The sequence below is a fragment of the Streptomyces sp. NRRL S-1022 genome (assembly GCF_000720135.1).
Lineage (GTDB): Bacteria > Actinomycetota > Actinomycetes > Streptomycetales > Streptomycetaceae > Streptomyces.
The window spans coordinates 159659-185763 of sequence record NZ_JOIU01000027.1 but is presented as its reverse complement, the minus strand read 5'-3'; the positions used below and the strand labels follow the sequence as shown (position 1 = coordinate 185763).

The following is a 26105-nucleotide window of genomic DNA, read 5'->3' as shown; positions in this document are numbered from 1 at the left end:
TACGAGATCCTCTCTGGTCTCGTGGGCTCGGAGATGTGTATAAGAGACAGCTCATCCGGTTCGGCAGCTCGAACGTGTGCGCACTGGTTCGGCCCCCTGTGCCGTGTGCGTATCCGGACGAATGCAGGCAGGCCGGATCTGGCCTTGCCCGGATTCTGGACGAAGACTTCCGCTCAGCGAACCGGCTTCGCTACTGTCCCGCTACGCACACGCCCCGTGGCAGCGCCGCCGCGGAGCGCAGCCGTGAAGCGACTCGGCCCGGGAGCCGCCGGGCCGTCCTGCCGATCGGCGGCCTCTGAACGCGTCGCCGACGGGACTCGGTGACGCATCTTTCGCTCAGGGGTTGCCGACCTCACCGCCTAAGGAGTGGGCGTCGTGACCGCGGAGACCTCTCAGACGCTCGACCGGGGACTACGTGTCCTCAAACTGCTGGCCGACACGGACCACGGGCTGACCGTCACCGAATTGTCCACCAAACTGGGCGTCAACCGGACCGTGGTGTACCGGTTGCTGGCCACGCTGGAGCAGCACGCGCTCGTACGACGTGACCTGGGCGGGCGAGCCCGGGTCGGACTCGGGGTGCTGCGGCTCGGGCGGCAGGTGCACCCGCTGGTGCGCGAGGCCGCGCTGCCCGCGTTGCGGTCGCTGGCCGAGGACATAGGGGCGACGGCGCACCTGACGCTGGTGGACGGGTCCGAGGCGCTGGCCGTCGCGGTCGTCGAGCCGACGTGGACGGACTACCACGTGGCCTACCGGGCCGGGTTCCGCCATCCGCTGGACCGGGGTGCGGCGGGCAGGGCGATCCTGGCCGCGCGGCAGTCGCCGTCGGCCGATCCCGGGTACACGCTCACGCACGGCGAGCTGGAGGCCGGGGCGAGCGGGGCCGCCGCGCCCCTGGTCGGCGTCACGGGTGTGGAGGGCAGCGTGGGCGTGGTGATGCTGGCGGACGCCGTACCCGAGCGGGTCGGCGCCCGGGTGGTGGAGGCGGCGAGAGAGGTCGCGGAAGCACTCCGCTGAGTCCGGACAGCGCCTGCACGCCCCGGAAGGGGCGCGGGGAACTGCGCGACCGGCCCCGGCCAGCCCTCTCCCGGCGGGACCGCCCGCCCCCCTTGGCCGACGCGCGGGACCGCCCGCCCCCCTTGGCCGACGCGCCAACCCCGTCCCCCGGGGTTTGGCCGATCCGCACACCCCGAGGTCTTCCCCGTTCCGCATCATCTAGGGCATCCGGCACGTTCCCCTCGCCCACCCCAGGAAGACCCCGCATGAGCGTCCTCGATCCCACCGCCGACGTCGTCACCCTCACCCGTGCCCTCGTCGACCTGCCCTCCGAGAGCGGGCGGGAGGAGCGGATCGCCGACGCCGTCGAGGGCGCCCTGCGCCTCCTGCCGCACCTCGCCGTGGACCGGGTCGGCAACTCGGTGATCGCCCGTACCGGCCTCGGGCGCGGGGAACGCGTCCTGATCGCCGGGCACCTGGACACCGTGCCGGCCGCCGGGAACCTGCCCTCCCGGCTCGCCGGCGAGCGGGTCCACGGGCTCGGCGCCTGTGACATGAAGGGCGGGGTGGCGGTCGCGCTGCGGCTCGCGGCCACCGTCCCGGAGCCGGTACGGGACGTCACCTACGTCTTCTACGAGTGCGAGGAGGTGGAAGGGGAGCGCAACGGGCTCGGCCGGATCGCCGCCGCCCGGCCGGGTCTCCTGGAGGAGGCCGGTCTCGCGATCCTCATGGAGCCCTCGGACGCCGGTGCCGAGGCCGGCTGCCAGGGCATCCTCACCGCCGACATCGTGGTCCGGGGGACCCGCGCGCACACCGCCCGCGCCTGGCAGGGCAGCAACGCCGCGCACAAGGCGGGACAGGTGCTCCAGCGGCTCGACGCGCACGTCCCGGAACGGGTCCTGATCGACGGGCTGGAGTTCCGGGAGGGGCTGAGCGCGGTCGCCGTACGCGCCGGGGTCGCCGGGAACGTCGTACCGGACGAGTGCGTCGTCACCGTCGACTGCCGCTTCGCGCCCAGCCGTTCGGCCCGGGAGGCGGAGGCGTACGTGCGCGGGCTGTTCCCGGAGTACGAGGTGCGGGTCACCGAGGTCGTCGGCGGCGCGCTGCCGCACCTGGACCGGGTGGGCCCCCTCGCCACCGCCCTCGGCGCCGAGCCCCGGGCCAAGCTGGGCTGGACCGACGTGGCCCGGTTCGCGGCGCTGGGGGTGCCCGCGCTCAACTACGGCCCCGGCGACCCCTCGCTGGCGCACACGGCGGGGGAGTACGTCCCCGTGGCGCACCTGCGGCGGTGCGAGGAGCGGCTCAGGGCGTGGCTGCGCTGATCCCCGCCAGCGTCCGCAGCTGCAGCCACAGCACCAGCCGTTCGTCGGGGTCGTCCAGGTCGACCCCGGCGTGCTGCCGGAGCTGCCTGAGCCGGTAGCGGCAGGTGTTGGGGTGCACGGCCAGCAGCCGGGCCGCGCCCGCCATGTCGCAGCCCGCGTCGAACCAGCAGACCAGGGTGCGGGCGTACTCGGTGCCATGCGTGGCGTCGTGGTCCAGCACCCGCCGCCAGGCGCCCGCGGCCAACTCCCGCCGCTCCGCCATCACCTCGGCCAGCCGCAGCAGTGTCACCCGGGCCCGCACCTCGTCCACCGCGGCCACCGGCAGCTCCGTGGCCGGCAGCCGCAGCACCAGGTCGGCGTCCGCCCGCGAGTCCGCGAGCCCCGCCGCGCCCGGCACCACCTCGCCCAGCGCGGCCCGCACCGGCACCCGCAACGCCTGCCCGGCCCGCGCCACGATGTCCTCGGCGAGCTTGCGGTGCCGCTCGCCGGGGCCCGGCAGCACCGCGTACACCACCCCGCCCAGCAGCACGCAGGCGTGCCGGCCGTAGCGGGCCTCGCACTGCAGGCGTACGACGTCCAGCAGGCGCAGCGCGGTGCGTTCGGCGTCCGGGACGCTCGCGGCGGAGTCCAGGACGAAGGCCGCCACCCGGGCCGGGCCCGCGACACCCAGCCGCTCGGCGGCCGTCGGCGCGTCCGCCGTGCCGTCCAGCAGGCGGCGCAGCAGATCGCTGTTGCGGTGCCGGGCCAGTTCGCGCGCCGCGCGGGCCCGGAGCAGCAGCAGGGCGGCCGTGGAGGCGCCCTGGACGAGGGTGTCCTCGGCGTCCGGGGCGAGCGAGCCCGCGTCGACCACCCACACCGAGCCGAGCGTCTCGCCGCCGGCCCGTACCGGCATCGCCAGCCGCGGCAGGCCCGAGCCGGACAGCGCGGGCAGCCGGACCGGCCGGTCGGCGGCGAACAGCCGCCGGTACTGCTCGGTGTTCTCCGCGCTGGCCGGCACCTGGAGCCCGAGGATGCCCTGCCGCCGGTCCTCGTCCACCGGCTGCCCGGGGACGGTCGAGTAGGCGAGGATCCGCTGCCGGGGGTCCTCGACGGCGGTGGCCCCGCCGGTCGCCGCCGCGATCGCGTCGGCCAGCGCGAACAGGTCGCCGAGCCCGGTGTCCGAGGAGGCGGCTGGCCGGGCGCCGACGGCGGAGGCCAGCAGCAGGTGCACCTGGTGCCAGGCCGCGTCCTCGGCGACCGACAGCAGCGCGATGCCGTGCGCCCGCGCCTCTTCCACCGGTCCGCCGGCGCCCCGCACCACGACCCCGGCCAGCTCCGCCTCCGCCGCCGCCCGCACCAGCGGCCCCGCGTCCGCCGCCCGGACCCCGACCGCCAGCAGCAGCGCGCCGGGCTGCCGGGGGAGCGGGGTGCGACCGTCGTACAGCACCGCTTCGGTGACCGGCACGGCCCGGCCCGCGGGGGCGGTGTGCAGGCGCAGCGCGGGGCCGCCGACGACGTCCAGGAGGTCGCCGAGGGTGCAGATGTCCATGAGAGGTCCTCTGAGGGCGGCTTGGCTGATGCTGCAACGAACGTACGCAGCCGTTGGCCGCTCGCACAACACGCGCCGGCTGCGGGCGGCCGAGACTCGGTGCCATGACAGCAGGCACCATCATCCGTACCGTCCACGACGTCGACGGGCTCGCGGCCGTCGCGGACCACTTCAGCGACGTCTGGCGGACGCCCCGCACCGCCCCGCCGTACCCGGCCGAGGTCCTGCACAGCCTGGTGCACGCCGGCGGCGCCGTGCACACGGTGTCCGCCGGGCAGCGGCTCGCCGGGGCCGCCGTCGCCGTCCTCGGCCCGGACCACAGCACGTACTCGCTGGTGGCCGCCGCCGAGCGCGGTCTCGGGCCGGTGCTGAAGCGGGCCCAGCGGGACTGGGCGCGCGCCCTCGGCGCCCGCACCATGCGCTGGACCTTCGACCCGCTGGTCGGCCGCAACGCCCGCTTCAACCTGGTCAAGCTGGGGGCCGTCGGCACGGAGTACCTGGTCGACTTCTACGGCCCGATGACCGACGGCGTGAACGACGGCGACGAGAGCGACCGGCTGACGGTGACCTGGGACCTGGCGCGGCCGGGACCGTCGTACGACCTCCGGCCCGAGGGGGAGGTCGTGCGCTCCGCCCCCGACGGCGGGCCGCTCGCCCGGCGCGCCGGCCGGCACCTGTGGTGCCGGGTGCCCGAGGACGCCGTCGCGCTGCGCGCCGGCGATCCCGCGCTGGCGCTGCGCTGGCGGCGCGCGGTCCGCGAGGTCCTCCTCGACGCCTTCGCGGAGGGGTTCCGGGCCACCGGCATGTCCCGCGACGGCTGGTACACCCTCACCCGGACGGAGGCCGCCGCGTGAAACTGGAGCGCGTCGAGATCGTGCACGTGGCGATCCCGCTGGTCACCCCGTTCCGTACGTCCTTCGGGACCATGACGGCGAAGGACACCTTCCTGCTGCGCGTCGTCACCGACCGTGCCGAGGGCTGGTCTGAGTTCGCCGCCGACCCCGAGCCGCTGTACTGCTCGGAGTTCGTCGCCGGCGCCGAGATCGTGCTGCGCGACTTCCTGCTGCCCCGCGTGGCCGCGCTGCCGCACCTCACCGCGGCCGCGCTGGCACCGGCCATGGCGAGGATCAAGGGCCACGAGCTGGCGAAGGCGGCCCTGGAGACGGCCGTCCTCGACGCCGAGCTGCGTTCCTACGGCATGCCGCTCGCCGCCTACCTGGGCGCGGTACGGGACCGGGTGCCGGCCGGGGTCTCCGTCGGCATCAGGAACTCGGTGCCCGAGCTGCTGGACGACGTCGAGCGCTACCTCGCCGAGGGGTACGTCCGCATCAAGCTGAAGATAGAGCCCGGCTGGGACGTCGAGCCGGTCCGGGCGGTCCGCGAGCGCTTCGGCGACGGCCTGCCCCTCCAGGTCGACGCCAACACCGCCTACACCCTCGCCGACGCCGAGCACCTGCGGCGGCTGGACGCGTTCGGGCTGCTGCTCGTCGAGGAGCCGCTGGAGGAGGACAACCTGCACGCCCACGCCCTTCTCCAGCAGCGCCTGACCACCCCCGTGTGCCTGGACGAGTCCCTGCACCACGCGCGTGACACCGCGTCCGCGATCGCGATGGGCGCCTGCCGGGTGGTGAACGTCAAGCCCGCCCGGGTCGGCGGCTACCTGGAGGCCCGCCGGGTCCACGACGTGGCCCACGCGCACGGCGTGCCGGTGTGGTGCGGCGGCATGCTGGAGACCGGCATCGGGCGGGCGCCGAACCTCGCCCTGGCCGCGCTGCCCGGCTTCACCCTGCCCGGGGACACCTCGGCGTCCAGCCGCTACTTCGCAGAGGACCTCACCGAGCCGTTCGTCCTGCGGGACGGGCACCTGCCGGTGCCGACCGGTCCCGGCATCGGGGTGGAGCCCCGGCCGGACGCCCTGCGCCGGTTCACCCGCGAGCGGCGGGACCTCTACACGGCATGAGGGGCACCTGTACGGGGCACGGGGGGCAGCCGGCCGTCACGTTAGATTGATCCCGTGCTCTCACGTCTCACACGCCCCCAGGCCCTCGTCGTCTGCGCGCTGCCCGTCGTGGCCCTGCTGGCCACGGCGGTGTTCGCGCCGCTGCCGTTCTCGGTGGCGCAGCCCGGCATGACGGCGAACGTGCTCGGCGGGAACAAGGGCACCCCGGTGATCACCGTCTCCGGCGCGGCGACCCGCGGCACCAGCGGGCAGCTGCGGATGACCACCATCGAGGCGACCGGCCCCGACGCCCGGGTCTCCCTCGGTGACGTGCTCGGCAACTGGTTCCGCACCGACCGGGCCGTCATGCCGCGTGACGCGGTCTACCCGAGCGGCGACACCATCAAGGAGATCGAGAAGCACAACGAGGCGCAGATGCAGCAGTCCCAGGACGCGGCGACCCAGGCGGCGCTGAAGTACCTCGGGCTGAACGCCGGCAAGGTCAAGGTCACGCTGAGGCTCGCCGACGTCGGCGGGCCCAGCGCGGGGCTGCTGTTCACCCTGGGGATCATCGACAAGCTCGACGGCGACGGCAGCGGCGGCGACCTCACGGGGGGCCGCACCATCGCCGGCACCGGCACGATCGACGCCGCCGGCAGGGTCGGCGCGGTCGGCGGGGTGGCCCTGAAGACGCAGGCCGCGCGCCGGGACGGGGCCACCGTGTTCCTGGTGCCGAAGGCGGAGTGCGCCGACGCCCGGGCCGAGCTGCCGAAGGGGCTGCGGCTGGTCCCGGTGACCACCCTGAAGGGCGCGGTCGACTCCCTGGTGGCACTGGAGAAGGGCAAGGGCACGGTCCCCAGCTGCTAGCTCGGCGGTGCGGCCGGGGGCGGCCGGCCGCGCCCGTCCCGGCGTGCCTCCCGGCCCCGTGCGCGGCGCGGTGGCGACAATCGGGCATGGCTTCGTCCTGGACCGGTGAACGGGTGCGCCTGCGTGCCATCGAGCCCGACGACTGGACGGCGTTCGCGCGCTTCGCCGACGAGGGGCGGCCGGAGGGCCGGCTGGAGCTGCCCCGGTCCGCCGAGAGCCACCGGGCCTGGGCGAAGCGGCAAGCCGTCGCCGAGTGCGGCGGCGACCGCTTCCGGCTGGCAGTCGAGACGACGGCGGGGAAAGAGCTGGTCGGGACGATCGGCTCGCACCGCACCGGCCCCTGTTCGGGCTGGTTCGAATTCGATGTCGTGATCGGCGCCGAGCACCGGCGCAGGGGCTACGCGGCAGAGGCCCTGGCGCTCCTGCTGCGCTTCATGTTCGCCGAGCGGCGCTATCACAAGTGCCTGGCGGTGATCTTCGCCCGGAACGAGGCGTCGCTGGCACTGACGCGTCGGCTCGGCTTCACCGAGGAGGGGCGCTTGCGGGAGCACGTCTTCTTCGACGGCCGGCACCACGACCTCGTCATGATGGGCCTGCTCGCCGACGAGTTCGGGGTGAGCCGGCCAGGGTGAGCGGGCCGGGGCGGGCGGGCCGGTCACCGGAAGCGGGACGGCCCCGGGCCGCGCGGGGTGGCACGCAGGCGCAGACCGGCGGTCGCCAGGCCCTCGAAGGTGGTGAGCTGGTAGGCGGGTTCCGGTCCGGGCGGCTCGCTCAGGCGGTGACGGCCGGCCGTGTGCGCGGTCAGGAGCGTCAGCATCGCCATGGCCAGAGCGGCTCCCTCGCAGGCGTGCGGTCCGGTGCCGAAGGAGAGGAAGGCCCCCGGCTCCGCCGGCGAGCCCGGACCGTCGAGCCAGCGCTCGGGCCGGAACAGGTCCGGCTCGGAGTGTTCCCGTGCGTCCCGGTGCGCGGTGTAGGGGCAGACGAGAACGGTGGACCCGGCCTCGATGGTGTAGTCGGCGAGCTGGGTCTGCCGTGCGGCCCGCCGGGTCAGCAGCCAGCTCGGGGGGTACAGCCGGAGCACCTCGTACACCAGTGCCCGGGTGTACCGCAGGTCGTCGAGGTGGGTGCCGGTCGTCGCGGCCGGATCCGCGGGCAGCGAGGCGGCCTCGGCCGCGACGCGGTCCGCCGCCCCGGGGTGCCGGGCCAGGTGAAGCAGGATCCATCCGGCCGCCCGGGTGGGCGCCTCGAAGGTGGCGACGGTGATGCCGGGGAGGGTGTCGAGAACGGCCTCTTCCGGCAGCGGGCCGTAGCGGGAGGTGGGCAGGAGCATCTGCCCGAGCACGTCGTCACCGAGCCGGCCCGATGAAAGGCGCCGGCGCACGATGGGCCGCAGGGCGTCGGTGAAGGCGGTCTGCTGCCGGGTGCGGAACCGCCGTGCCGGTGTGGGGACCCACCGCGGCCATTCCCACCGCGAGGGGCGTACGAGCACCTCCCGGGCGAGGAAGAGCCGTGCGGCGAACGGCAGCAGGGCCGGGGCGTCCTCGGAGAAGAGGTAGCGGACGCCGATCTCCGCCAGGGCGTGCCGGGCCGCGGGCAGGACCTCGACGTCCCGGTCCGCGGGCCACCGGGCGGCGAAGAGAGCGGCTCCGGGCGCGATCTCGCCGATCCGGGCCGCGACCGCCTGCGCGCGCAGTCCGCGCATCCGGGCGGCGTGGGCGTGCGCGCGCTCCTCGGCCGTCCGTGCTTCGTTGGACCCCTTCAACGGCGGGAAGAGGGGCGAGGGTGCCTTGGGGAAGTCCCGCGCGCGGCGCAGCACCGCGTCACAGGATCCGGCCGTGGCGGCTACGCAGACCCCCGGCTCCAGCTGCCAGACGTCCCCGCATTCGTCGGCGCCACGGCGTGCCAGCCCCAGCCGGTCACGGCTCCAGGCCGCGAAGCCGCTCCCGGGCGGACGCGGTGGCTCGTTCATCCGGCCCATGAGATCGTCCCCGGCCTCCGTACATGTCCGGGCCGACGCCGTCGGCGGTGCGGCTGGAAGGGGGCGGACGCCCGGGGGCGCCCGCCGAGGATGTCGTCAGACTCAGTCGCCGCCGGCGTACGCGTCCCACTCGTGGGCACCGTACGCGCCGTAGCGGCGGGTGAAGGACAGCTTGCCCAGCAGCTTGGCGATCATGAATGCGCTCCTCTCGCCTGTCTGAGCCCCTCCAGCCGGGGTTCCGGTGAACCTCCAGCGTTTTATGGTGCATTGACTATTTTCTCACGCATGACGCGTATGTCCACAGCCGGGCAGCCACAGCCGGGCAGTCGGCCCGTGTGCCGGCCCCGGCCGCCCGCGGGCGCCTACGCCGGCTCGGCGCCCGCCGCCTGCTGCACCAGCGGGATGATGCGCAGCGGGACGGGGTTCTCCATGACGATCGCCGTGGAGGCCCGGACGATGCCGTCGAAACCGACGACCCGGTCGATCACCCGCTGGAGGTCGGCGTTCGAGCGGGCCACCAGCCGGCACAGCATGTCCCCGCTGCCGGTGGTGGTCAGCAGCTCCAGCACCTCCGGCACGGTCGCCAGGTACGCCCGTACGTCCGCCCCCTGGCCCTGCCGGATCTGCAGGGTGGCGAACGCGGTGACCGGGTAGCCGAGGGCGGCCGGGTCCACCTGCGGGCCGAAGCCGCGGACGACCCCGTTCGACCGGAGCCGGTCCAGGCGCGCCTGCACCGTGCCCCGGGCGACACCCAGCCGCCGGGACATCTCCAGTACCCCGATGCGCGGTTCCTCGGCCAGCAGCACGATGATCCGCCCGTCCAGATGATCGATCGCCACGGGACCCCCTGAGATGGTCATCCTGTACAGAACGTCCGCCGATACGGCCGTTCCGCTGGTCAGATTGCACAGCGATGAAGCGAACTATTGCGCACCTTGCAGAGCGGGGCCACCCTTCCGCTATGACGCAGACCACACAGCACACTCCCGACGCGACCGCCCGGCAGGCCGACCCCTTCCCGGTCAAGGGAATGGACGCGGTCGTCTTCGCCGTGGGCAACGCCAAGCAGGCGGCGCACTACTACTCCACCGCCTTCGGCATGCGGCTGGTGGCCTACTCCGGACCGGAGAACGGCAGCCGCGAGACCGCCAGTTACGTGCTGGAGAACGGCTCCGCCCGCTTCGTGTTCACCTCGGTGATCAAGCCGAGCAGCACCTGGGGCCACTTCCTCGCCCAGCACGTGGCCGAGCACGGCGACGGCGTCGTCGACCTGGCCATCGAGGTCCCGGACGCCCGCCGCGCCTACGCCTACGCGATCGAGCACGGCGCGCGCGGCGTCGCCGAGCCGTACGAGATGAAGGACGAGCACGGAACGGTCGTCCTCGCCGCGATCGCCACCTACGGCGAGACCCGCCACACCCTGGTCGAGCGCACCGGCTACGAAGGCCCCTACCTGCCCGGCTACACCGCCGCCCGGCCGATCGTCGAGCCGCCCGCCCAGCGCACCTTCCAGGCCGTCGACCACTGCGTCGGCAACGTCGAACTCGGCCGGATGAACGAGTGGGTCGGCTTCTACAACGAGGTCATGGGCTTCACGAACATGAAGGAGTTCGTGGGCGACGACATCGCCACCGAGTACAGCGCGCTGATGTCGAAGGTGGTCGCGGACGGCACCCTCAAGGTCAAGTTCCCGATCAACGAGCCCGCCATCGCCAAGAAGAAGTCCCAGATCGACGAGTACCTGGAGTTCTACGGCGGCGCGGGCGTCCAGCACATCGCGCTCAACACCAACGACATCGTGCAGACGGTGCGCACCATGCGCGCGGCCGGCGTCGAGTTCCTCGACACCCCCGACTCGTACTACGACACCCTCGGCGAGTGGGTCGGCGACACCCGCGTGCCGATCGACACCCTGCGCGAACTGAAGATCCTCGCCGACCGCGACGAGGACGGCTACCTGCTGCAGATCTTCACCAAGCCCGTCCAGGACCGGCCGACCGTGTTCTTCGAACTGATCGAGCGGCACGGTTCGATGGGCTTCGGCAAGGGCAACTTCAAGGCACTGTTCGAGGCGATCGAACGCGAGCAGGCCAAGCGGGGCAACCTGTAGCCGACGGGTCCCCGCCGGACATCCGAGGGGGGACCGTGGCGCAACGCATCGACCTCACCGCGCCGGCCGTCCGCTGGCTGCGCGAGCGGGGCACCCTGCGCGAACCCACGGTCCTCCAGTCCTTCGCCTTCGACGAGGTCCACCACCACCTCTACGTCCTCCAGCTCACCCCCGGCGGCCGGGCCGCCGGCGACCTGTGCCTCAACCGCCTCGACCTGACGGGCAGGCGCCTGGGCCACATGTACCTCAAGGGGTTCGGGCATGGGGTGGGCATGGGCGTCCAGCACGGCGCCGACGGCACGGTGTGGATCTGGACCGAGACGGACGCCGTGGACGGCTACGGCCGGGGCGTCACCCGCTTCCGGTTCGCCGCCGGAGCCACCCGCACCACCCGGGACGTCAAGGTCCGCCACCCCGTCGACGGCTCCCGGACCAACCAGCCCGCCCTCTGCCCGGTCACCGGCCGCATCGCCGTCCGCTACCGCCTGGGCGGCACCCCCCGCTACCGCGTCTGGGACCTGGCCGCCTTCACCGCCCGCGACTACGCGACCCCGCTGGCCGACCTCGCCCAGACCGGCGCCCACCCCGACCCCGGCGTCCCCTTCCAGGGCTTCGCCCTGCACGGCGACCACCTCTACCAGCTGGCGGGCTCCGCCTACGACCCGCGCACCAACCCGCCCGCCGGCCACGGCGACACCCACCTGTCCTGCCTGGACGTCCGCACCGGTGAACTCCTCGCCCGGCACCGCACCGAGGCCGCGTACTCCCTCGACCACCGCGAACCGGAGGGCCTGGCCGTCCGCACCACGGGCACACCGCACCTGTACATCGGGTTCGCGTCCGGGCCGGCGGGCGCGCGGAAGTTCTCGGTCTACTACAAGTGAGCCGCCGCGCCGGGCCCCTCAGGACTCGGGCGGCTCGTCGGCCGGCGGCTCGCCCAGCGTCCGCAGCGCCTCCCGGGCCACCGGCACCTGCAGCGGCGAGAAGTACGGATTGATGCGCAGCGCCTCCTCCAGATACCGCCGCGCCGGCCCGTACCGCTCCAGCTCCGCCTCGATCACCCCGCGGTGGAACGCGTACAGCGCGCTGCGCACCCCGCCGCCCTTCGCCTCGTCCGTCGCGGCGGTCGCGTAAGGGAGCGCCTCCTGGTCCTCGCCGGCCCGGTGCAGCGCCCAGCCCAGGGCGTCGGCCACCTCGATGCCCGGCTGCCGCCGCCACTCCTCCTCCAGCCGCTCCACGGCGTCCCACGGATCCGCGTGGTCCGCCTCGAACCGCCCGATCAGCAGTTCCTCGTCGACCCCGCCCGCCACCGACTGCCGCACCGCCGTCCGCAGCCGCGCGTACTGCTCCTCGGCGGACCGCGGCTGCTCCAGCGACTCGTACAGCTCGCCCAGCTCAAGCAGGACCTCCGGGTCCGGCCGCTTCGCGACGGCCGCCCGGTACGCGACCAGCGCCTGCGTCGTACGCCCCAGCGCGGCCAGCGTCCGGGCCCGTCCGGCCGGCGCCGCCCGCTGGTCGGGGTCGAGCCGCAGCGCCGCCTCGAAGTGCCGCAGCGCGTCCGGCAGGTCCCCGCGCTCCCAGGCCAGCTGCCCCAGACCGGCCAGCCAGGCGGCCTGCTCGGCGGGGGTGCGGGCGGCGGCCGCCGCGTCGGTCAGCTGGGCCACCGCGTCCTCCCGCCAGCCCCGGTCCCGGTACACCGCCGCGGCCCGCGCCATCACCGCCGGCCGCTCGGCCGGACCGGTGCGCAGCTCCATCAGCTTGTCCAGCGAGGCCCGGGCCTTGGTGTAGTCGCCGAGCCCGTTGTAGGCGTCGATCAGCGGCGGGTACGCCGACCACCGCTTCGGCGCCGCCTTCAGTGCCTGCTCGCCGTACCGTTTCGCCGCCGGGAAGTCCCGGCGCGCCAGCGCCAGCGCGGTCAGCCCGTCCAGCGCCGCGGTGTTGCCGGTGCCGCGCACGTCCAGCGAGCTCCGCAGCGCCCGCTCGGCCCGCGGGTAGTCCGCCGCGTCACCCGCCCGGCGCCCCCGCGCCACGTAGGCCGAGCCCAGCACCGCCCACGCCCGGGCGTCCCGCGGCTGCGCCCGCACCCGCTGCTCCTCGCGCCCGATCAGCGCCGTCAGCCCGGGCAACGCGGCCGGCACCCCGTACGTCACCGTCGTCAGCGCCTGCGTCCGCGGCTGTGCCCTGGGACCGGCGGCGGGCGGCGGCGCCGGCCGGTGCGCCCGGCGCTCCTCGGGCAGCAGCACCAGCGCCGAGCCGGCCACGACACCGCCCGCCAGCGCGGCGACCAGCACCCGGCGCAGCACCCGCCGGGACCGGCGCGGCGCCGGCGGGTCCGGGACCAGGGACGTACCCACGCACTGTCGGTTGTCCATGGCGCTCACTGTGCGTCAATACGACGAGCACATCCGGGTGGCCCAAGGACGGCGCGGGCGGGGTTCACACCGATGGCCGCGAGTGCCACGCTGTGATCATGAGCCGTATCGAAGCACCGCGCGACGAGCACACGGGGAACCTCACCGACCGGCTCCTGGCCGGCCTGCCGCCCGAGGCGGTCCTCACCGACCCCGACGTCACGGCCTCCTACGCCAACGACATGGCGAGCTTCTGCCCCGGGGGCAGCCCCGCCGTCGTCGTCCTGCCACGCACCGTCGAGCAGGTCCAGCACGTCATGCGGACCGCCACCGGGCTGCGCGTCCCCGTCGTCCCGCAGGGCGCCCGCACCGGCCTGTCCGGCGGCGCCAACGCCACCGACGGCTGCATCGTGCTGTCCCTCACCAAGATGGACCGCATCCTGGAGATCAGCCCCGTCGACCGGATCGCCGTGGTGGAACCCGGCGTGGTCAACGCGGCCCTCTCCCGCGCGGTCGAGGAGCACGGCCTGTCCTACCCGCCGGACCCCTCCAGCTGGGAGACGTGCACCATCGGCGGCAACATCGGCACGGCCTCCGGCGGCCTGTGCTGCGTCAAGTACGGCGTGACCGCCGAGTACGTCCTCGGCCTGGACGTCGTCCTCGCCGACGGCCGCCTGATGTCCACCGGCCGCCGCACCGCGAAGGGCGTCGCGGGCTACGACCTCACCCGGCTCTTCGTCGGCTCCGAGGGCTCACTCGGCATCGTCGTCCGGGCCGTCCTGGCACTGAAGCCCAAGCCGCCCCGGCAGCTCGTGCTGGCCGCCGAGTTCGCCTCCGCGGCCGCCGCCTGCGACGCCGTCTGCCGCATCATGGCGGGCGGTCACGTCCCCTCCCTCCTCGAACTGATGGACCGGACGACGGTCAAGGCGGTCAACGACCTCGCCCACATGGGACTGCCCGAGACCACCGAGGCCCTGCTGCTGGCCGCGTTCGACACCCCGGAGCCCGCCGCCGACCTCGCCGCCGTCGGCGCCCTGTGCGAGGCCGCCGGCGCCACCCAGGTGGTGCCCGCCGAGGACGCCACCGAGTCCGAGATGCTGCTGCAGGCCCGGCGGCTCGCGCTGACCGCGCTGGAGGCGGCGAAGGGCACCACGATGATCGACGACGTGTGCGTGCCCCGCTCGAAGCTCGGCGCCATGCTGGACGGCGTCGAACGGATCGCCGCGAAGTACGACCTCACGATCGGCGTCTGCGCCCACGCGGGTGACGGCAACACGCACCCCACCGTGTGCTTCGACGCCCGCGACCCGGACGAGTCCCGGCGGGCCCGCGAGTCCTTCGACGAGATCATGGCCCTCGGCCTGGAGCTGGGCGGCACCATCACCGGCGAACACGGCGTCGGCGTGCTGAAGAAGGAGTGGCTGGCCCGCGAGATCGGCCCGGTCGGGGTGGAGATGCAGCGGGCGGTGAAGCAGGTCTTCGACCCGCTGGGCATCCTCAACCCCGGCAAGCTCTTCTGACCCCGGGTTCACTGGGCGAGCAGGTGGTCGAGCGCTTCGTCGATGCCCAGCCGCCCGCCCTCCGTGCCCGGCGGCACCGCCCGCAGCGTCCGCTCCAGCCAGGCCGACACCTGCGGGACCGGTGCCTCCAGCAGCGCGTCGCCGTCCGGTGAACCGAGCGCCATCAGCACGACGCTCCGGCCGTCCGCCTTCGTCGGCCACACCCGCACGTCCCCGTGCCCGCACGGCCGGAACACCCCCTCCACCAGCAGGTCGCGGGCGAACGTCCAGTCGACGGGGTGCTCGGAGTCGATGTGGAAGGCGAGGTGCACGGCGTACGGGTCGTCGGAGCGGTATCGGAGCCGGGCGGGGACCGGCACGCTCCGCTCCGGGGACAGGATGAGCCTCAGCTCCAGCTCGCGTTCCACCACGGTGTGCTGCATGACCTGCGTTTCCTTTCTGGCCGGGGCCGCTCGGACCGGGCCCGCACCGGGGGAGAGGGAGCAGCGGCCGGGGCATTACGCGAGTTCGGGGAAATTCTTTTCGCGGATTCGTGCGAGTCCCGTACGCCGCTGCCCGGAAAGGGGTGGGTCCCGCGGGACTGGCGCTGCGGGCTGCCGCGGTCTGATAGATGTGGAGCCCCCCATCCCACCCCCGAGCAGATACGGGACGACGGACATGAGCGCCCCAACCCCGGCCCCAGGTGACGACCGGCCCCGCGAGGGCTACTACCCGGACCCGTCCATCCCCGGCTACGTCCGGTACTGGAACGGCGCCTCCTGGGTGCCCGGCACCAGCCGCCCGGCGCCGAAGGACGGCGAACCGCTCACCCCACCCCCGGGCGCCCGCCCGGCACCCCCCGCCGTGGAGGAGACGGGCCCCCACTTCTTCGACGAGGACCCTCCCGACGTCCCCCGGCAGGGCGGCCCGGGCGAGCAGTGGGTGCAGGCCGGGCAGGGCGCGCAGTGGGGCGAGCCGGCCGTGCCGGCACAGGCGGACCGCGCGGGGCAGGGGGCTCAGGGCGCGCAGTGGAGCCAGTCGGCGCCGGCGGCCCAGCCGGGACTGCCGAGCCAGTCCGGCGGACCCGCGCAGTGGGGCGGCTCAGGTCAGCCCGGCCGGTCCGTGCCCGGGGCGCAGCCGGCCGGGGACGCCGGACGCGGGGGCGCCCGGGGTGCCGATCCGCGGGTGCCGGCCGACTCCCCGGACGCGTCCGACGGCCGGACCACCGCCCGTGCCGACGGCACCGCGACGATGCCCCCGGCGGAGGGCGACGCCCCCGACCCCGGCACCTTCATCTTCCGCCGCCCGATCCCCGGCCCGGCGGCGGCCGGCACCGACGACGGCACGATGACGTTCCGCCCGGTACCGTCCGGCACGCCCACGCCCACGCCCACGCCCACGCCCACGCCCACGCCCACGCCCACGCCGGGCACGGGTGCGCCGGGAACGCCGGGCACCGCCGGCCCTCCTGCCGCTCCCGCCCCCGAAAGCGGTTCCCCCGGATTCGGCGCCCAGGGGCCCGCCGGTGCGCCGGCCGGTTCCGGGTTCGGCGCGGGGAAGGCCGCCGCGGCCCGGGCCGCCGGCGGGCAGGCGCCGCAGCCCGCGCCCGCGGTGCCGCAGCAGGCCGGTCCCGGGCAGGGTGCCGCTTCCGGTGCCCCGCTGACCAGCGGCCCCGGTGGCGGGCAGGCGCCGCAGCCCGCGCCCGCGGTGCCGCAGCAGGCCGGTCCCGGGCAGGGTGCCGCTTCCGGTACCCCGCTGACCAGCGGCCCCGGTGGCGGGCAGGCCTCCTGGGCGCAGCAGGTGCACCAGCTGGCCGGGGGCGGGGACGAGCAGCCGGTCGCGCCGTGGAAGCCGCCGGTGGAGGACCTCTTCCAGGCCGCCGCCCGCCGGCAGGCCGCCGCCCGCCCGGCCGGACTCGGCAAGCGGTTCCTGGCGCGGCTGATCGACCTGGTGGCCGTGGGCGCGCTGACGTCCGCCGCCGCGGTCCCGCTCGGGACGCGGGCCGTCGACCACGTCCAGCAGAAGATCGACGCGGCCCGGCTGTCCGGCCGCGAGGTCACCGTCTGGCTGCTCGACGGCACCACCGGCACCAGCCTCGGCATCGTCCTGGCCGTCCTGCTCCTGGCCGGCGTCCTGTACGAGGTGCTGCCCACCGTGAAGTGGGGCCGCACCCTCGGCAAGAAGCTGTGCGGACTTGAGGTGCGGGACATCGAGGGGCACGAGCCGCCGGCGTTCGGCGCGGCCCTGCGCCGCTGGCTGGTGCTGAGCCTGCCGAGCCTGCTGGTGGTCGGCCTCGTGGGCGTGCTGTGGTGCCTGTTCGACCGGCCCTGGCGCCAGGGCTGGCACGACAAGGCGGCCCACACCTTCGTCGCGGGCTGACGCCGGCGCAGGGGCCGTAGCCCGTACGGCCGCTCGCCGGATGCGGGAGCGGGGTCCTCGGGTTCCACTCGGGCCATGAGCAGCGAACCGCCCCCCGGCTCCGGAGAGCAGCCCCCCGAGGACGACCCCTTCAGGAAGCGGCCCCCGTCGGAGAAGGGGGAGAAGGGATCGGGCTCGCCGTACGACGCCCCGTACGGTGACGCCCGGCAGCCGCCACCCCACGGCGGCGGCCCCTACGGCGGTTCCCCCTACGGCGGTGGTCCGGGCGGTGGTCCGGGCGGCCCCTACGGCGACTACCCCGCGGATCCGCTGGCCGGCATGCCCCCGCTCGCCGACAGCGGCAAGCGGACGCTCGCGCGGATCCTCGACATGATCCTGGTCGGTATCGTCGTATGGCTGCTCACCTGGCTGTTCGGGGTGCGCGAGTACACCGTCGGCGCCGACCGCGTCGAGGTCGGCAGATCCATCGCCCAGTCCGTCATCGCGGCCGTGCTCTACGTCGCCTACGACACCATCCTGATCAGCAGGTCGGGGCAGACCCTGGGCAAGAAGCTGCTCGGCATGCGCGTGGCCGACCTGGAGAACGGCGCCACCCCCTCCGTCGGGACCGCGCTGCTCCGCGCCCTGGTGCTGTGGCTGCCGTTCGCCTTCTGCTGCGCCTGCATCTGGACCGTCATCGCGGGCGGCTGGAGCTTCTTCGACAAGCCGTACAAGCAGGGCCTGCACGACAAGGCGGCCAAGACGGTGGTGGTCAGCACCGGTTGAGCGAAGCGCCGGCGGGCGCCGTCACAGGCTCGTGGTGACCCGCTCCTCGTCCGCCACGGGCTCGGCGGACGGCTGCGCCGCGCGCGTCCCGGGGGAGGGGACCGTCAGGGCGACCAAGAGGCCCAGCGCGAGTGCCGCGAGGGCGATGACGGCGATCCCTGGGCCCGAACTCGTCTGCGACAGCAGCAGCATGGCGAGCGTCGAGAAGACCACGGTGCAGGAACCGTAGGCGAGCTGTGCGGGGGTCGGACGAGGCATGGCAATCGTGTCCTCGGCAGTGTTCGGACGTTCGGGCGGTGCCGTTCGACTCTCTTGGCCTGCATGCCCGAGCGGGACGCCCGGTAAGCGTGACCTAACCCACGGTACCGGTGCACGGGGGGCGCACGGAATCACCCGTCCCACCCAGCGGACGTCCCCTGCGCCGGTCACCGGGCCGACACGTGTCCGTAAACCGGACGTCGGCTCCGCATAGTGCACTTGTCCTGCTCAAGTCAAGGGCTGTCTTTTCTTCTAAACCTCTAGTCAAATGTCGTCACTTGATTACACGCGTTGATCGTGCGCGCACGGATTCCTCCATGACCCGGAACCCCCTGTCCGTGTGCGCGGCGCGGGGGAGGAACTCAAGTGACCAGCAGATCCTGGACGTTCAGAGCGGCCGCGATCGGCGTGACGCTCGCGGCGGCCTCCGCCACGTTCGCCACCTTCGCCGTAGCGGAGGCCGGCACCCAGGCCCGGACCGCGGCCGCCAACCGGCACGACCCGGCCCCGGTCAAGCAGCAGAAGCACGACCTGGACGGCCCGCTGAGCAAGACCCAGGACGCCCAGCGCCAAGAGGCCCTGAACCAGCTCATAGCCGGCAAGGCCACCGCACAGGAGCGCAACGGCTCCAAGGTCGTCAAGCTCAAGAGCCGCAAGGGCCAGAGCAAGTACGTCGAGCTGAGCCGCGAGAAGACCGACAAGATCTTCACGATCCTGGTGGAGTTCGGGAACCAGACGGACCCCAAGTTCGGCGGTACGCCCGGCCCGCTGCACAACAAGATCGCCGCGCCGGACCGCAAGAAGGACAACTCCACGGCCTGGCAGAAGGACTACAACCAGAAGCACTACCAGGACCTCTACTTCGGCAACGGCAAGAAGACCGAGTCGCTGAAGAAGTACTACGAGGCGCAGTCCTCGGGCCGTTACTCGGTCGCCGGTGAGGTCACCGACTGGGTCAAGGTCCCCTACAACGAGGCGCGTTACGGCAACAACGCCTGCGGCCAGACCAACTGCCCGAGCGTGTGGAACGTGGTCAGCGACGGCCTGAACGCCTGGGTCGCCCAGCAGAAGAAGGCCGGCCGCACCGACGCCGACATCAAGAAGGACCTCGCCAAGTACGACCAGTGGGACCGGTACGACTACGACGGCGACGGCAACTTCAACGAGCCGGACGGCTACGTCGACCACTTCCAGATCGTGCACGCCGGTGAGGACGAGTCCGCCGGCGGCGGCGCGCAGGGCAAGGACGCGATCTGGGCCCACCGCTGGTACGCCTTCGGCACCGACGCCGGCGCCACCGGCCCCCAGAACAACAAGCTCGGCGGTACGCAGGTCGGCAGCACCGGCATCTGGGTCGGCGACTACACCATCCAGCCGGAGAACGGCGGACTCGGCGTCTTCGCCCACGAGTACGGCCACGACCTCGGCCTGCCGGACGAGTACGACACCGCCGGCGGCGACAACTCCACCGGCTTCTGGACCCTGATGTCCTCCGGTTCCTGGCTCGGCACCGGCAAGGAGTCCATCGGCAACCTGCCCGGCGACATGAACGCCTGGGACAAGCTCCAGCTGGGCTGGCTGAACTACGACACCGCCACGGCCGGCAAGCAGTCCACGCACAAGCTGGGCGTCGCCGAGTACAACACCTGGGACAAGCAGGCCCTCGTGGTCAACCTGCCCGACAAGGCGGTCACCACCACCATCACCGAGCCGGCGCAGGGCTCGACCCAGTGGTGGAGCGGCAGCGGCAACGACCTGAAGAACACGCTGACCCGCTCCGTGGACCTGACCGGCAAGTCCTCGGCGAACCTCTCCGTGGACGGCTGGTGGGCCACCGAGGAGGGCTACGACTACGTCTACACCGAGGTGTCGACCGACGGCGGCGCCAACTGGACCGCCCTGGACGGCACGGCGGACGGCCAGGCCCTGCCGAAGGACGCCAGCGGCAAGCCGGCGCTGACCGGCTTCTCGCAGACGCACAAGAAGCTGTCGTTCCCGCTCGACGCCTACGCGGGCAAGAAGATCGACATCCGCTTCCGCTACGCCACCGACGGCGGTGTCGCGGAGAACGGCTTCACGGCCGACGAGATCACCGTGACCGCCGACGGCACCCCGCTGTTCTCGGACAACGCCGAGACCGCGGACGCCGGTTGGACCGCGGCGGGCTTCTCCCGCATCGGCGCGTCCTTCACCAAGGACTACAAGCAGTACTACCTCGCCGAGAACCGCCAGTACGTGTCGTACGACAAGACCCTCAAGGTCGGCCCGTACAACTTCGGCTTCGCGTCGCGTCCGGGCTGGGTGGAGCACTACCCGTACCAGAACGGCCTGCTGATCTGGAAGTGGGACACCTCCCAGGCGGACGACAACACCAACGCCACCAACGGTCACCCCGGCACCGGTCTGATCCTGCCGGTCGACTCGCACTTCAAGGCGCTCAAGTGGGCCGACGGCACGCTGCTGCGCAACCGTGTCCAGGCGTACGACTCCCCGTTCAGCCTGTACGGCACGGACGGCATCACGCTGCACAAGGCCGACGTCGCGCTCAAGATCAAGGGCTCGAAGGGTGTCCCGGTCTTCAACGACCACGCCAGCACCTACTACGACCCGTCGAACCCGACGGGCGGGGTGAAGGTCACTGACACCAACACCAAGATCACGATCGTCAAGGAGGCCAAGGACGGCTCCACGATCCAGCTCAAGGTCGGTCCCGCGGTGAAGTAGTCCGCATCACCGCAGGTCACAGGCGTATCGGCGGCAACCCCTTGGCGGGTTGCCGCCGGTCGTGTTTAGGTGCGTCCTATGGACCGCTTATTGACACCGACCGGAACGGGGATGTGACCGCATGGCCGCTGGAGGCTTCTGCAAGCTGCCGAACGGCACCGTGGTGGTGGCGCTGAACCTGCCCTACGGCTCCGCCGGGGTGCGGGTGCTGGTGCACGCCCAGAACCGGGCCCGGGCCCTGACCAGGCTCCGCAACCTCGGGCTGCGGGCGGTCTACCTCCGGGGCAACGCCGAGCCGCCCACACCGGACGAGATCACGGCGGTGCTGCACCATCCCGACGGCCTGATATGGCGCACGGCCCCCACCGACAACGGTGTCACCGTGAACGAGCTGTGGCACCCGATCCGGGCGTTGCTGCGCGGCCCCGCGCTGGTGCGGTAGGACGCCTCCGTGGGGGGTGGTGGCGCGGCTACGGCGACCGCGGGCGCATGGTGGCCGGTCGCGCGGATCCCCGCGGCCCGTCAGGCCGGCTGCCGCCCGGCCCGGAGCCGGCCGCGAGCCCCCCGCTCGGCGGCCCTACCCGCCGACCACCGGCTTGCCCGTCAGCTCCACGCCCGCCTGGCGCAGCTCCTCCAGGGCCCGCTCGGTGGTCTCGCCCGCCACCCCGGCCGTCAGGTCGAGGAGGACGTGCGTGCGGAAGCCCTCCCTCGCCGCGTCCAGGGCCGTGGCCCGTACACAGTGGTCCGTGGCGATGCCGGCCACGTCCACCTCGGTGATCTCCCGGGCGCGCAGCCAGTCGGCCAGCGGGACGCCGTTCTCGTCGGTGCCCTCGAAGCCGCTGTAGGCCGCCGAGTAGGCGCCCTTGTCGAACACCGCGTCCACCGCGCCGGAGGCGACCGCGGGGGCGAAGTTCGGGTGGAAGCCCACGCCCTCCGTGCCCGCGACGCAGTGCGCGGGCCAGGAGCGGACGTAGTCGGGGTTGTCCGCGAAGTGGCCGCCCGGCGCGATGTGGTGGTCGCGGGTGGCCACCACGTGCCGGTACCCCGTGCCCGCCGCCTGGCCGATCAGCTCGGTGATGGCGGCGGCCACGTCGGCACCGCCGGCCACCGCGAGGCTGCCCCCCTCGCAGAAGTCGTTCTGCACGTCTACGACGATCAAGGCGCGGCGCATGGTGGGTGTCCTTCGACTGAGAGTGAAGTAACTGAGCCTAGAGACTTCCGGGCCCGTGCGGGAGGGGGCGTTCGAGGGCGGACGGCGGTACCGCTCTAGCTACCCGAGCGCCCGTGTACGTACTCCGTCGGGAGGACGGGTTCCCCCCTGGACAGCTGCGTAGCGGACAGCGGCAGGTTCGCGCGGGCCGCGATGTGCCGGTCCCGGGTCACGTCCAGCGGCTCGCGGGCGACCACCTCGCCGCTCTTGACCAGCTGCACCAGCAACTGCCGGTCGGCCAGCTCGGCCGGCACCGGCCCGGTGCCGACGACCTCGGCCTCCGCGACACCGTCCGCGTCCAGCCGGCGCGCGGCCCACTTGCGCCCGCCGACGGAGACCTTGCCGCCGCTGGACTTCTTCGCCACCGGCACCATGGGCGCCTTCGGGTCGGCGGACTCGGCACGCGCGACCAGCTTGTAGACCATGGAGGAGGTCGGGTGCCCGGATCCGGTCACCAGCTGGGTACCGACGCCGTACGCGTCGACGGGCGCGGCGGCCAGCGAGGCGATGGCGTACTCGTCCAGGTCGGAGGTCACGACGATCTTCGTGCCGGTCGCGCCCAGCTCGTCCAGCTGCTGCCGCACCCGGTGCGCCACCAGCAGCAGGTCGCCGGAGTCGATGCGGACCGCGCCCAGCTCGGGGCCGGCCACCTCCACCGCGGTGCGGACGGCCTCGGCGACGTCGTAGGTGTCCACCAGGAGGGTGGTGCCCCGGCCGAGGGTGTCGACCTGGGCCTGGAAGGCGTCCCGCTCGCGGTCGTGCAGCAGGGTGAAGGCGTGGGCCGAGGTGCCGACGGTCGGGATGCCGTAGCGGAAGCCGGCCGCCAGGTCCGAGGTGGTCGCGAAGCCGCCGATGTAGGCGGCGCGGGCGGCGGCCACCGCCGACAGCTCGTGGGTGCGCCGGGCGCCCATCTCGATCAGCGGCCGGCCGCCGGCGGCGGAGGCCATCCGGGAGGCGGCGGCGGCGATCGCGGAGTCGTGGTTGAGGATGGAGAGGATCACCGTCTCCAGCAGGACGCACTCGGCGAAGCTGCCCTCGACCCGCATGACCGGCGAGCCCGGGAAGTACACCTCGCCCTCGGGGTAGCCCCAGATGTCGCCGCTGAAGCGGTAGCCGGCGAGCCACTCCAGTGTCTCCTCGTCGACGATCTCCCGCTCGCGCAGGAAGCCGAGCACGCCGGCGTCGAAGCGGAAGTTCTCGACCGCGTCCAGGACGCGGCCGGTGCCGGCCACCACGCCGTAGCGGCGCCCTTCCGGCAGCCGCCGGGTGAAGACCTCGAACACGCTCCGCCGTTCGGCCGTACCGGCTTTCAGCGCGGCGCGCAGCATCGTCAGCTCGTACTGGTCCGTGAAGAGCGCTGTCGAGGGAACGTCCACCGGCAGCCCAAGGTCCGCTGTGTTCATGACGAGGGATCGTACTCCCTTTTCGTCGGTGTGACGATTTATGGGGGCCGTGGCAGCATGGGCTGTGTGACGTCACCCGCGCCCGTAGAGATCGAACGCACCGAGTCGGCGGAGGAGGTCTTCGCCGTACCCGAGCCCGACGTCCCCTGGGTCACGATCGTGCACAACGACCCGGTCAACCTCATGAGCTACGTGACGTACGTCTTCCAGGCGTACTTCGGCTACTCCAAGGACAAGGCCACCAAGCTCATGCTCGACGTCCACCACAAGGGCCGGGCGGTCGTCTCCAGCGGCAGTCGCGAGGAGATGGAGCGCGACGTGCAGGCGATGCACGGCTACGGTCTGTGGGCCACCCTCCAGCAGGACCGGAAGTAAACGCATCCAGATGCCCGGACACTTCGAACCGCTCCCCGGCGGCGGCGCGGCCGTCGCCCTCGACGACGTCGAGATCTCCATCATCCGGTCGCTGGCCGTCCAGCTCCTGGAACTCATCGGTCCCGGCCCCGGCGCCGACACCCCGGAGGACCCGCTCGCCGAGCTGTTCGCCGAGGGGCCGAGCGAGCCGCCCGCCGACCCGGTGCTCCGAAGGCTCTTCCCCGACGCCTACAGCGACCCCGAGGAGGTGCCCTCCTCGACGGCCGAGGCCGAGGAGCGGCGGGCGCACTCCGCGGAGTTCCGCCGCTACACCGAGAACGACCTGCGGGCCGGCAAGCGGGAGAACGCGCTCGGCGTGATCCGCACCCTGGACGCCCTCGCCCCGGTGGACGAGGGCGGGGCGGTGCTCAAGCTGGCCCCGGAGGAGTCCCGGCAGTGGCTCGGCACCCTCAACGACCTGCGGCTGGCGATCGGCGCCCGGCTGGAGATCGCCGACGAGGACGACACCGACCTGCTCTACCGGCTCCCGGAGGAGGACCCGCGCAAGCCGATGGTGCTGGCCTATCTCTGGCTGGGCGGACTCCAGGAGACCCTGGTGACGACCCTGCTGCCGTAGCGGGGTGTCCGGTCCGTACGGGTTTGCCCCGATCGAGTGTTCGCTCAGAGGACGCTCAAATCCGGATAACGATCCCGTCACCTTTGTGGCCGGTTTTGGCGCATTTGGGCGCTCTTTGTCCGCTTCTTCCTGTGTGATGCGCCACATAGGCCCCCTGTGATCAGTATTGCGGCCGTGATAAATCTTCACGACCGCCCGGCCGACACCACCCATGTCCGGCCGGGTGCGCCACCGAGCCGACGACCGTCGGCCAGGCAGACAGCTCCAGTATCCGGGGGGATCGAGACCCGATCCGAGGCCGACGAAAGGCCCGGGTCGGCATGGAGAAAGGCGCACCACACATGACCTCAGCGCAGGTCGACCAGCATCGCGACGGCAACGAGGCCGCGCGGGCGGAGGGCAGCGAGGGCGAGGGGTATCAGCGCGGGCTCGGTGCCCGGCAGATCCAGATGATCGCCATCGGCGGTGCCATCGGCACCGGCCTGTTCCTGGGCGCGGGCAAGGGCATTTCCAAGGCCGGCCCCAGCCTGATCCTGGCGTACGCCATCGCGGGCCTGGTCATCTTCTTCATCATGCGGGCACTCGGCGAGCTGCTGATGTACCGCCCGGTGTCGGGTTCGTTCTCGGAGTACGCGCGCGAGTTCATCGGCCCGTTCGCCGGTTTCGTGACCGGATGGACGTACTGGCTGTTCTGGGTGGTCACGGGCATCACCGAGGTCACCGCGGCGGCCTCCTACATGACCTACTGGTTCGACACCCCGCAATGGGTGTCGGCGCTGGTCTTCACGGTCGTCCTGTACGGCGCCAACCTGATCTCCGTGAAGCTCTTCGGTGAGCTGGAGTTCTGGTTCTCCATGGTCAAGGTCACCGCCATCATCGGCATGATCCTGATCTGCGTCGGCATCCTCACCGTCGGCTTCTCCGACGCCGGCGACACGGCCTCCGTCAGCCACCTGTGGAACGACGGCGGCTTCTTCCCGCACGGTGTCGGCAACACGCTGATGACCCTGCAGATGGTCATGTTCGCCTTCCTCGCCGTCGAGCTGGTCGGTGTGACCGCGGGCGAGTCCAAGGACCCCAAGACCGTGCTGCCCAAGGCGATCAACACCGTGCCGTGGCGCATCGCCGTCTTCTACGTCGGCGCGCTGATCATGATCCTGTCGGTCGTGCCGTGGACGAACTTCCACCCGGGGGTGAGCCCCTTCGTGGCCGCCTTCGAGAAGATGGGCTTCGCCGCCGGCGCGGGCATCGTCAACTTCGTGGTGCTCACCGCCGCGCTGTCGTCCTGCAACTCCGGCATGTACTCCACCGGCCGCATGCTGCGCGACCTCGCGCTCAACAGCCAGGGCCCGAAGGTCTTCACCAAGCTGACGCCCAGCGGTACCCCGCTCGTCGGCACCTCGTTCTCCGCCGCGCTGATGCTGGTCGGCGTCTGGATCAACTACCAGTGGCCGGGCAAGGCGTTCGACTACGTGGTGTCCTTCGCGACCATCTCCGGCATGTGGGCGTGGATCGTCATCCTGCTCTGCCAGCTCCGCTACCGGGCCAAGGCCGACCGCGGCGAACTGCCCCGCTCGGAGTTCCGCACGCCGGGAGCCCCGTTCACCAGCTGGTTCGCGCTCGCCTTCATCGGCATGGTGATCGTGATGATGGGCATCGACAAGGACGCCCGGGTCTCCCTCTACTGCGCGCCGCTGTGGGCCCTGATCCTCGGCGTCGCCTACCTGGTGCTCAAGCGCCGCAACCCGGAGGCCGCGGCCTTCCGCAAGCGCTGACCGTCCCCCC

24 protein-coding genes are annotated in these 26105 nt (G+C 73.0%); 16 read left to right on the top strand and 8 right to left on the bottom strand.

Features of this window, described 5'->3' with window-relative positions; all coding sequences use genetic code 11:
- Positions 1 to 375: 375 nt before the first annotated feature.
- Positions 376 to 1017 carry an IclR family transcriptional regulator gene (locus IG05_RS0133275; protein WP_030347782.1) on the top strand — a complete coding sequence of 214 codons (642 nt, stop codon included), beginning with the start codon at positions 376 to 378 and terminating at the stop codon, positions 1015 to 1017.
- A 245-nt stretch (positions 1018 to 1262) separates the two neighbouring features.
- A complete protein-coding gene (gene dapE, locus IG05_RS0133270; protein ID WP_030347781.1) occupies positions 1263 to 2318 on the top strand; it encodes a succinyl-diaminopimelate desuccinylase in 1056 nt (351 codons plus the stop codon).
- On the opposite strand, the gene IG05_RS0133265 is transcribed toward dapE, so the two are convergent.
- A complete protein-coding gene (locus IG05_RS0133265) occupies positions 2299 to 3846 on the bottom strand; it encodes a PucR family transcriptional regulator (protein ID WP_030347780.1) in 1548 nt (515 codons plus the stop codon). The two genes, dapE and IG05_RS0133265, sit on opposite strands and share 20 nt — an antisense overlap.
- Positions 3847 to 3950: 104 nt before the next feature.
- Here IG05_RS0133265 and IG05_RS0133260 point away from each other — a divergent pair, with 104 nt between their 5' ends.
- The 4 genes from IG05_RS0133260 to IG05_RS0133245 all read left to right on the top strand — a co-directional run bounded on the left by IG05_RS0133260 (position 3951) and on the right by IG05_RS0133245 (position 7284).
- Positions 3951 to 4700, top strand: coding sequence for a chorismate synthase (locus IG05_RS0133260; protein ID WP_030347779.1), 750 nt, complete (start codon positions 3951 to 3953; stop codon positions 4698 to 4700).
- Positions 4697 to 5806 (top strand): o-succinylbenzoate synthase, encoded by a 1110-nt coding sequence (gene menC, locus IG05_RS0133255; RefSeq protein WP_030347778.1) that lies wholly within the window; start codon positions 4697 to 4699, stop codon positions 5804 to 5806. The genes IG05_RS0133260 and menC overlap by 4 nt, the downstream gene beginning before the upstream one ends.
- 54 nt (positions 5807 to 5860) lie before the next feature.
- Positions 5861 to 6652, top strand: a complete 792-nt coding sequence (locus IG05_RS0133250; RefSeq protein WP_030347777.1) for a S16 family serine protease — start codon at positions 5861 to 5863, stop codon at positions 6650 to 6652.
- 86 nt (positions 6653 to 6738) lie between these two features.
- Positions 6739 to 7284 carry a GNAT family N-acetyltransferase gene (locus IG05_RS0133245; RefSeq protein WP_030347776.1) on the top strand — a complete coding sequence of 182 codons (546 nt, stop codon included), beginning with the start codon at positions 6739 to 6741 and terminating at the stop codon, positions 7282 to 7284.
- 23 nt (positions 7285 to 7307) lie between these two features.
- Here the strand turns inward: IG05_RS0133245 and IG05_RS0133240 are convergent, their stop codons facing one another.
- Both IG05_RS0133240 and IG05_RS0133230 read right to left on the bottom strand, forming a co-directional pair.
- Positions 7308 to 8621 (bottom strand): cytochrome P450, encoded by a 1314-nt coding sequence (locus IG05_RS0133240; protein ID WP_234336118.1) that lies wholly within the window; start codon positions 8619 to 8621, stop codon positions 7308 to 7310.
- A gap of 371 nt (positions 8622 to 8992) precedes the next feature.
- Positions 8993 to 9469 carry an Lrp/AsnC family transcriptional regulator gene (locus IG05_RS0133230; protein ID WP_030347774.1) on the bottom strand — a complete coding sequence of 159 codons (477 nt, stop codon included), beginning with the start codon at positions 9467 to 9469 and terminating at the stop codon, positions 8993 to 8995.
- Positions 9470 to 9591: 122 nt separating this feature from the next.
- On the opposite strand from IG05_RS0133230, the gene hppD reads away from it, so the two are divergent.
- The gene (gene hppD / locus IG05_RS0133225) at positions 9592 to 10740 is read left to right on the top strand and encodes a 4-hydroxyphenylpyruvate dioxygenase (RefSeq protein ID WP_030347773.1); all 1149 of its coding nucleotides are present in this window, start codon (positions 9592 to 9594) and stop codon (positions 10738 to 10740) included.
- A 35-nt stretch (positions 10741 to 10775) separates the two neighbouring features.
- Positions 10776 to 11624 (top strand): hypothetical protein, encoded by an 849-nt coding sequence (locus tag IG05_RS0133220; RefSeq protein WP_030347772.1) that lies wholly within the window; start codon positions 10776 to 10778, stop codon positions 11622 to 11624.
- Between the two features lie 18 nt (positions 11625 to 11642).
- On the opposite strand, the gene IG05_RS0133215 is transcribed toward IG05_RS0133220, so the two are convergent.
- The gene (locus IG05_RS0133215) at positions 11643 to 13112 is read right to left on the bottom strand and encodes a tetratricopeptide repeat protein (protein WP_030347771.1); all 1470 of its coding nucleotides are present in this window, start codon (positions 13110 to 13112) and stop codon (positions 11643 to 11645) included.
- Positions 13113 to 13204: 92 nt separating this feature from the next.
- Here IG05_RS0133215 and IG05_RS0133210 point away from each other — a divergent pair, with 92 nt between their 5' ends.
- Entirely contained in the window at positions 13205 to 14611 is a 1407-nt protein-coding gene (locus IG05_RS0133210) for an FAD-binding oxidoreductase (protein ID WP_030347770.1), read from the top strand.
- Between the two features lie 8 nt (positions 14612 to 14619).
- On the opposite strand, the gene IG05_RS0133205 is transcribed toward IG05_RS0133210, so the two are convergent.
- Positions 14620 to 15033 (bottom strand): SsgA family sporulation/cell division regulator, encoded by a 414-nt coding sequence (locus IG05_RS0133205; protein ID WP_030347769.1) that lies wholly within the window; start codon positions 15031 to 15033, stop codon positions 14620 to 14622.
- A 235-nt stretch (positions 15034 to 15268) separates the two neighbouring features.
- Between IG05_RS0133205 and IG05_RS0133200 the strand changes: the two genes are divergently transcribed.
- On the top strand, positions 15269 to 16969 hold the full coding sequence (locus IG05_RS0133200) for an RDD family protein (RefSeq protein WP_030347768.1): 1701 nt from the start codon (positions 15269 to 15271) through the stop codon (positions 16967 to 16969).
- 75 nt (positions 16970 to 17044) lie between these two features.
- The gene (locus IG05_RS0133195; RefSeq protein ID WP_030347767.1) at positions 17045 to 17734 is read left to right on the top strand and encodes an RDD family protein; all 690 of its coding nucleotides are present in this window, start codon (positions 17045 to 17047) and stop codon (positions 17732 to 17734) included.
- Positions 17735 to 17755: 21 nt separating this feature from the next.
- Here IG05_RS0133195 and IG05_RS0133190 read toward each other — a convergent pair whose 3' ends face one another.
- Complete coding sequence (locus tag IG05_RS0133190) at positions 17756 to 17992, bottom strand: hypothetical protein (protein WP_030347766.1); 237 nt, start codon at positions 17990 to 17992, stop codon at positions 17756 to 17758.
- Between the two features lie 366 nt (positions 17993 to 18358).
- Between IG05_RS0133190 and IG05_RS0133185 the strand changes: the two genes are divergently transcribed.
- Together IG05_RS0133185 and IG05_RS0133180 are read left to right on the top strand one after the other, a co-directional pair.
- Positions 18359 to 20716: an immune inhibitor A domain-containing protein gene (locus IG05_RS0133185; RefSeq protein WP_030347765.1), complete on the top strand. Its 2358-nt coding sequence runs from the start codon at positions 18359 to 18361 to the stop codon at positions 20714 to 20716.
- Between the two features lie 121 nt (positions 20717 to 20837).
- Positions 20838 to 21158, top strand: coding sequence for a hypothetical protein (locus tag IG05_RS0133180; RefSeq protein ID WP_030347764.1), 321 nt, complete (start codon positions 20838 to 20840; stop codon positions 21156 to 21158).
- Between the two features lie 135 nt (positions 21159 to 21293).
- Here the strand turns inward: IG05_RS0133180 and IG05_RS0133175 are convergent, their stop codons facing one another.
- Both IG05_RS0133175 and IG05_RS0133170 read right to left on the bottom strand, forming a co-directional pair.
- Positions 21294 to 21887: an isochorismatase family protein gene (locus IG05_RS0133175; RefSeq protein ID WP_030347763.1), complete on the bottom strand. Its 594-nt coding sequence runs from the start codon at positions 21885 to 21887 to the stop codon at positions 21294 to 21296.
- Positions 21888 to 21982: 95 nt separating this feature from the next.
- The gene (locus tag IG05_RS0133170; protein ID WP_030347762.1) at positions 21983 to 23329 is read right to left on the bottom strand and encodes a nicotinate phosphoribosyltransferase; all 1347 of its coding nucleotides are present in this window, start codon (positions 23327 to 23329) and stop codon (positions 21983 to 21985) included.
- 57 nt (positions 23330 to 23386) lie between these two features.
- On the opposite strand from IG05_RS0133170, the gene clpS reads away from it, so the two are divergent.
- The 3 genes from clpS (at position 23387) to IG05_RS0133155 (ending at position 26095) form a co-directional block, all read left to right on the top strand.
- A complete protein-coding gene (gene clpS / locus IG05_RS0133165; RefSeq protein ID WP_030347761.1) occupies positions 23387 to 23704 on the top strand; it encodes an ATP-dependent Clp protease adapter ClpS in 318 nt (105 codons plus the stop codon).
- 10 nt (positions 23705 to 23714) lie between these two features.
- Positions 23715 to 24320, top strand: coding sequence for a DUF2017 domain-containing protein (locus tag IG05_RS0133160; RefSeq protein WP_030347760.1), 606 nt, complete (start codon positions 23715 to 23717; stop codon positions 24318 to 24320).
- A 341-nt stretch (positions 24321 to 24661) separates the two neighbouring features.
- On the top strand, positions 24662 to 26095 hold the full coding sequence (locus tag IG05_RS0133155) for an amino acid permease (RefSeq protein ID WP_030347759.1): 1434 nt from the start codon (positions 24662 to 24664) through the stop codon (positions 26093 to 26095).
- Positions 26096 to 26105: the final 10 nt, after the last annotated feature.

What these genes read in the sequence shown, in the direction of transcription:
- IG05_RS0133170 (WP_030347762.1), bottom strand. Translation starts at nt 23,329, where the DNA reads ATGAACACAGCGGACCTTGGGCTGCCGGTGGACGTTCCCTCGACAGCG.
- hppD (WP_030347773.1), top strand. Translation starts at nt 9,592, where the DNA reads ATGACGCAGACCACACAGCACACTCCCGACGCGACCGCCCGGCAGGCC.
- IG05_RS0133245 (WP_030347776.1), top strand. Translation starts at nt 6,739, where the DNA reads ATGGCTTCGTCCTGGACCGGTGAACGGGTGCGCCTGCGTGCCATCGAG.
- IG05_RS0133155 (WP_030347759.1), top strand. Translation starts at nt 24,662, where the DNA reads ATGACCTCAGCGCAGGTCGACCAGCATCGCGACGGCAACGAGGCCGCG.
- IG05_RS0133190 (WP_030347766.1), bottom strand. Translation starts at nt 17,992, where the DNA reads ATGCCTCGTCCGACCCCCGCACAGCTCGCCTACGGTTCCTGCACCGTG.
- IG05_RS0133180 (WP_030347764.1), top strand. Translation starts at nt 20,838, where the DNA reads ATGGCCGCTGGAGGCTTCTGCAAGCTGCCGAACGGCACCGTGGTGGTG.
- IG05_RS0133205 (WP_030347769.1), bottom strand. Translation starts at nt 15,033, where the DNA reads ATGCAGCACACCGTGGTGGAACGCGAGCTGGAGCTGAGGCTCATCCTG.
- IG05_RS0133240 (WP_234336118.1), bottom strand. Translation starts at nt 8,621, where the DNA reads ATGAACGAGCCACCGCGTCCGCCCGGGAGCGGCTTCGCGGCCTGGAGC.
- IG05_RS0133200 (WP_030347768.1), top strand. Translation starts at nt 15,269, where the DNA reads ATGAGCGCCCCAACCCCGGCCCCAGGTGACGACCGGCCCCGCGAGGGC.
- clpS (WP_030347761.1), top strand. Translation starts at nt 23,387, where the DNA reads ATGGGCTGTGTGACGTCACCCGCGCCCGTAGAGATCGAACGCACCGAG.
- IG05_RS0133195 (WP_030347767.1), top strand. Translation starts at nt 17,045, where the DNA reads ATGAGCAGCGAACCGCCCCCCGGCTCCGGAGAGCAGCCCCCCGAGGAC.
- IG05_RS0133160 (WP_030347760.1), top strand. Translation starts at nt 23,715, where the DNA reads ATGCCCGGACACTTCGAACCGCTCCCCGGCGGCGGCGCGGCCGTCGCC.
- IG05_RS0133175 (WP_030347763.1), bottom strand. Translation starts at nt 21,887, where the DNA reads ATGCGCCGCGCCTTGATCGTCGTAGACGTGCAGAACGACTTCTGCGAG.
- IG05_RS0133260 (WP_030347779.1), top strand. Translation starts at nt 3,951, where the DNA reads ATGACAGCAGGCACCATCATCCGTACCGTCCACGACGTCGACGGGCTC.
- IG05_RS0133215 (WP_030347771.1), bottom strand. Translation starts at nt 13,112, where the DNA reads ATGGACAACCGACAGTGCGTGGGTACGTCCCTGGTCCCGGACCCGCCG.
- IG05_RS0133265 (WP_030347780.1), bottom strand. Translation starts at nt 3,846, where the DNA reads ATGGACATCTGCACCCTCGGCGACCTCCTGGACGTCGTCGGCGGCCCC.
- dapE (WP_030347781.1), top strand. Translation starts at nt 1,263, where the DNA reads ATGAGCGTCCTCGATCCCACCGCCGACGTCGTCACCCTCACCCGTGCC.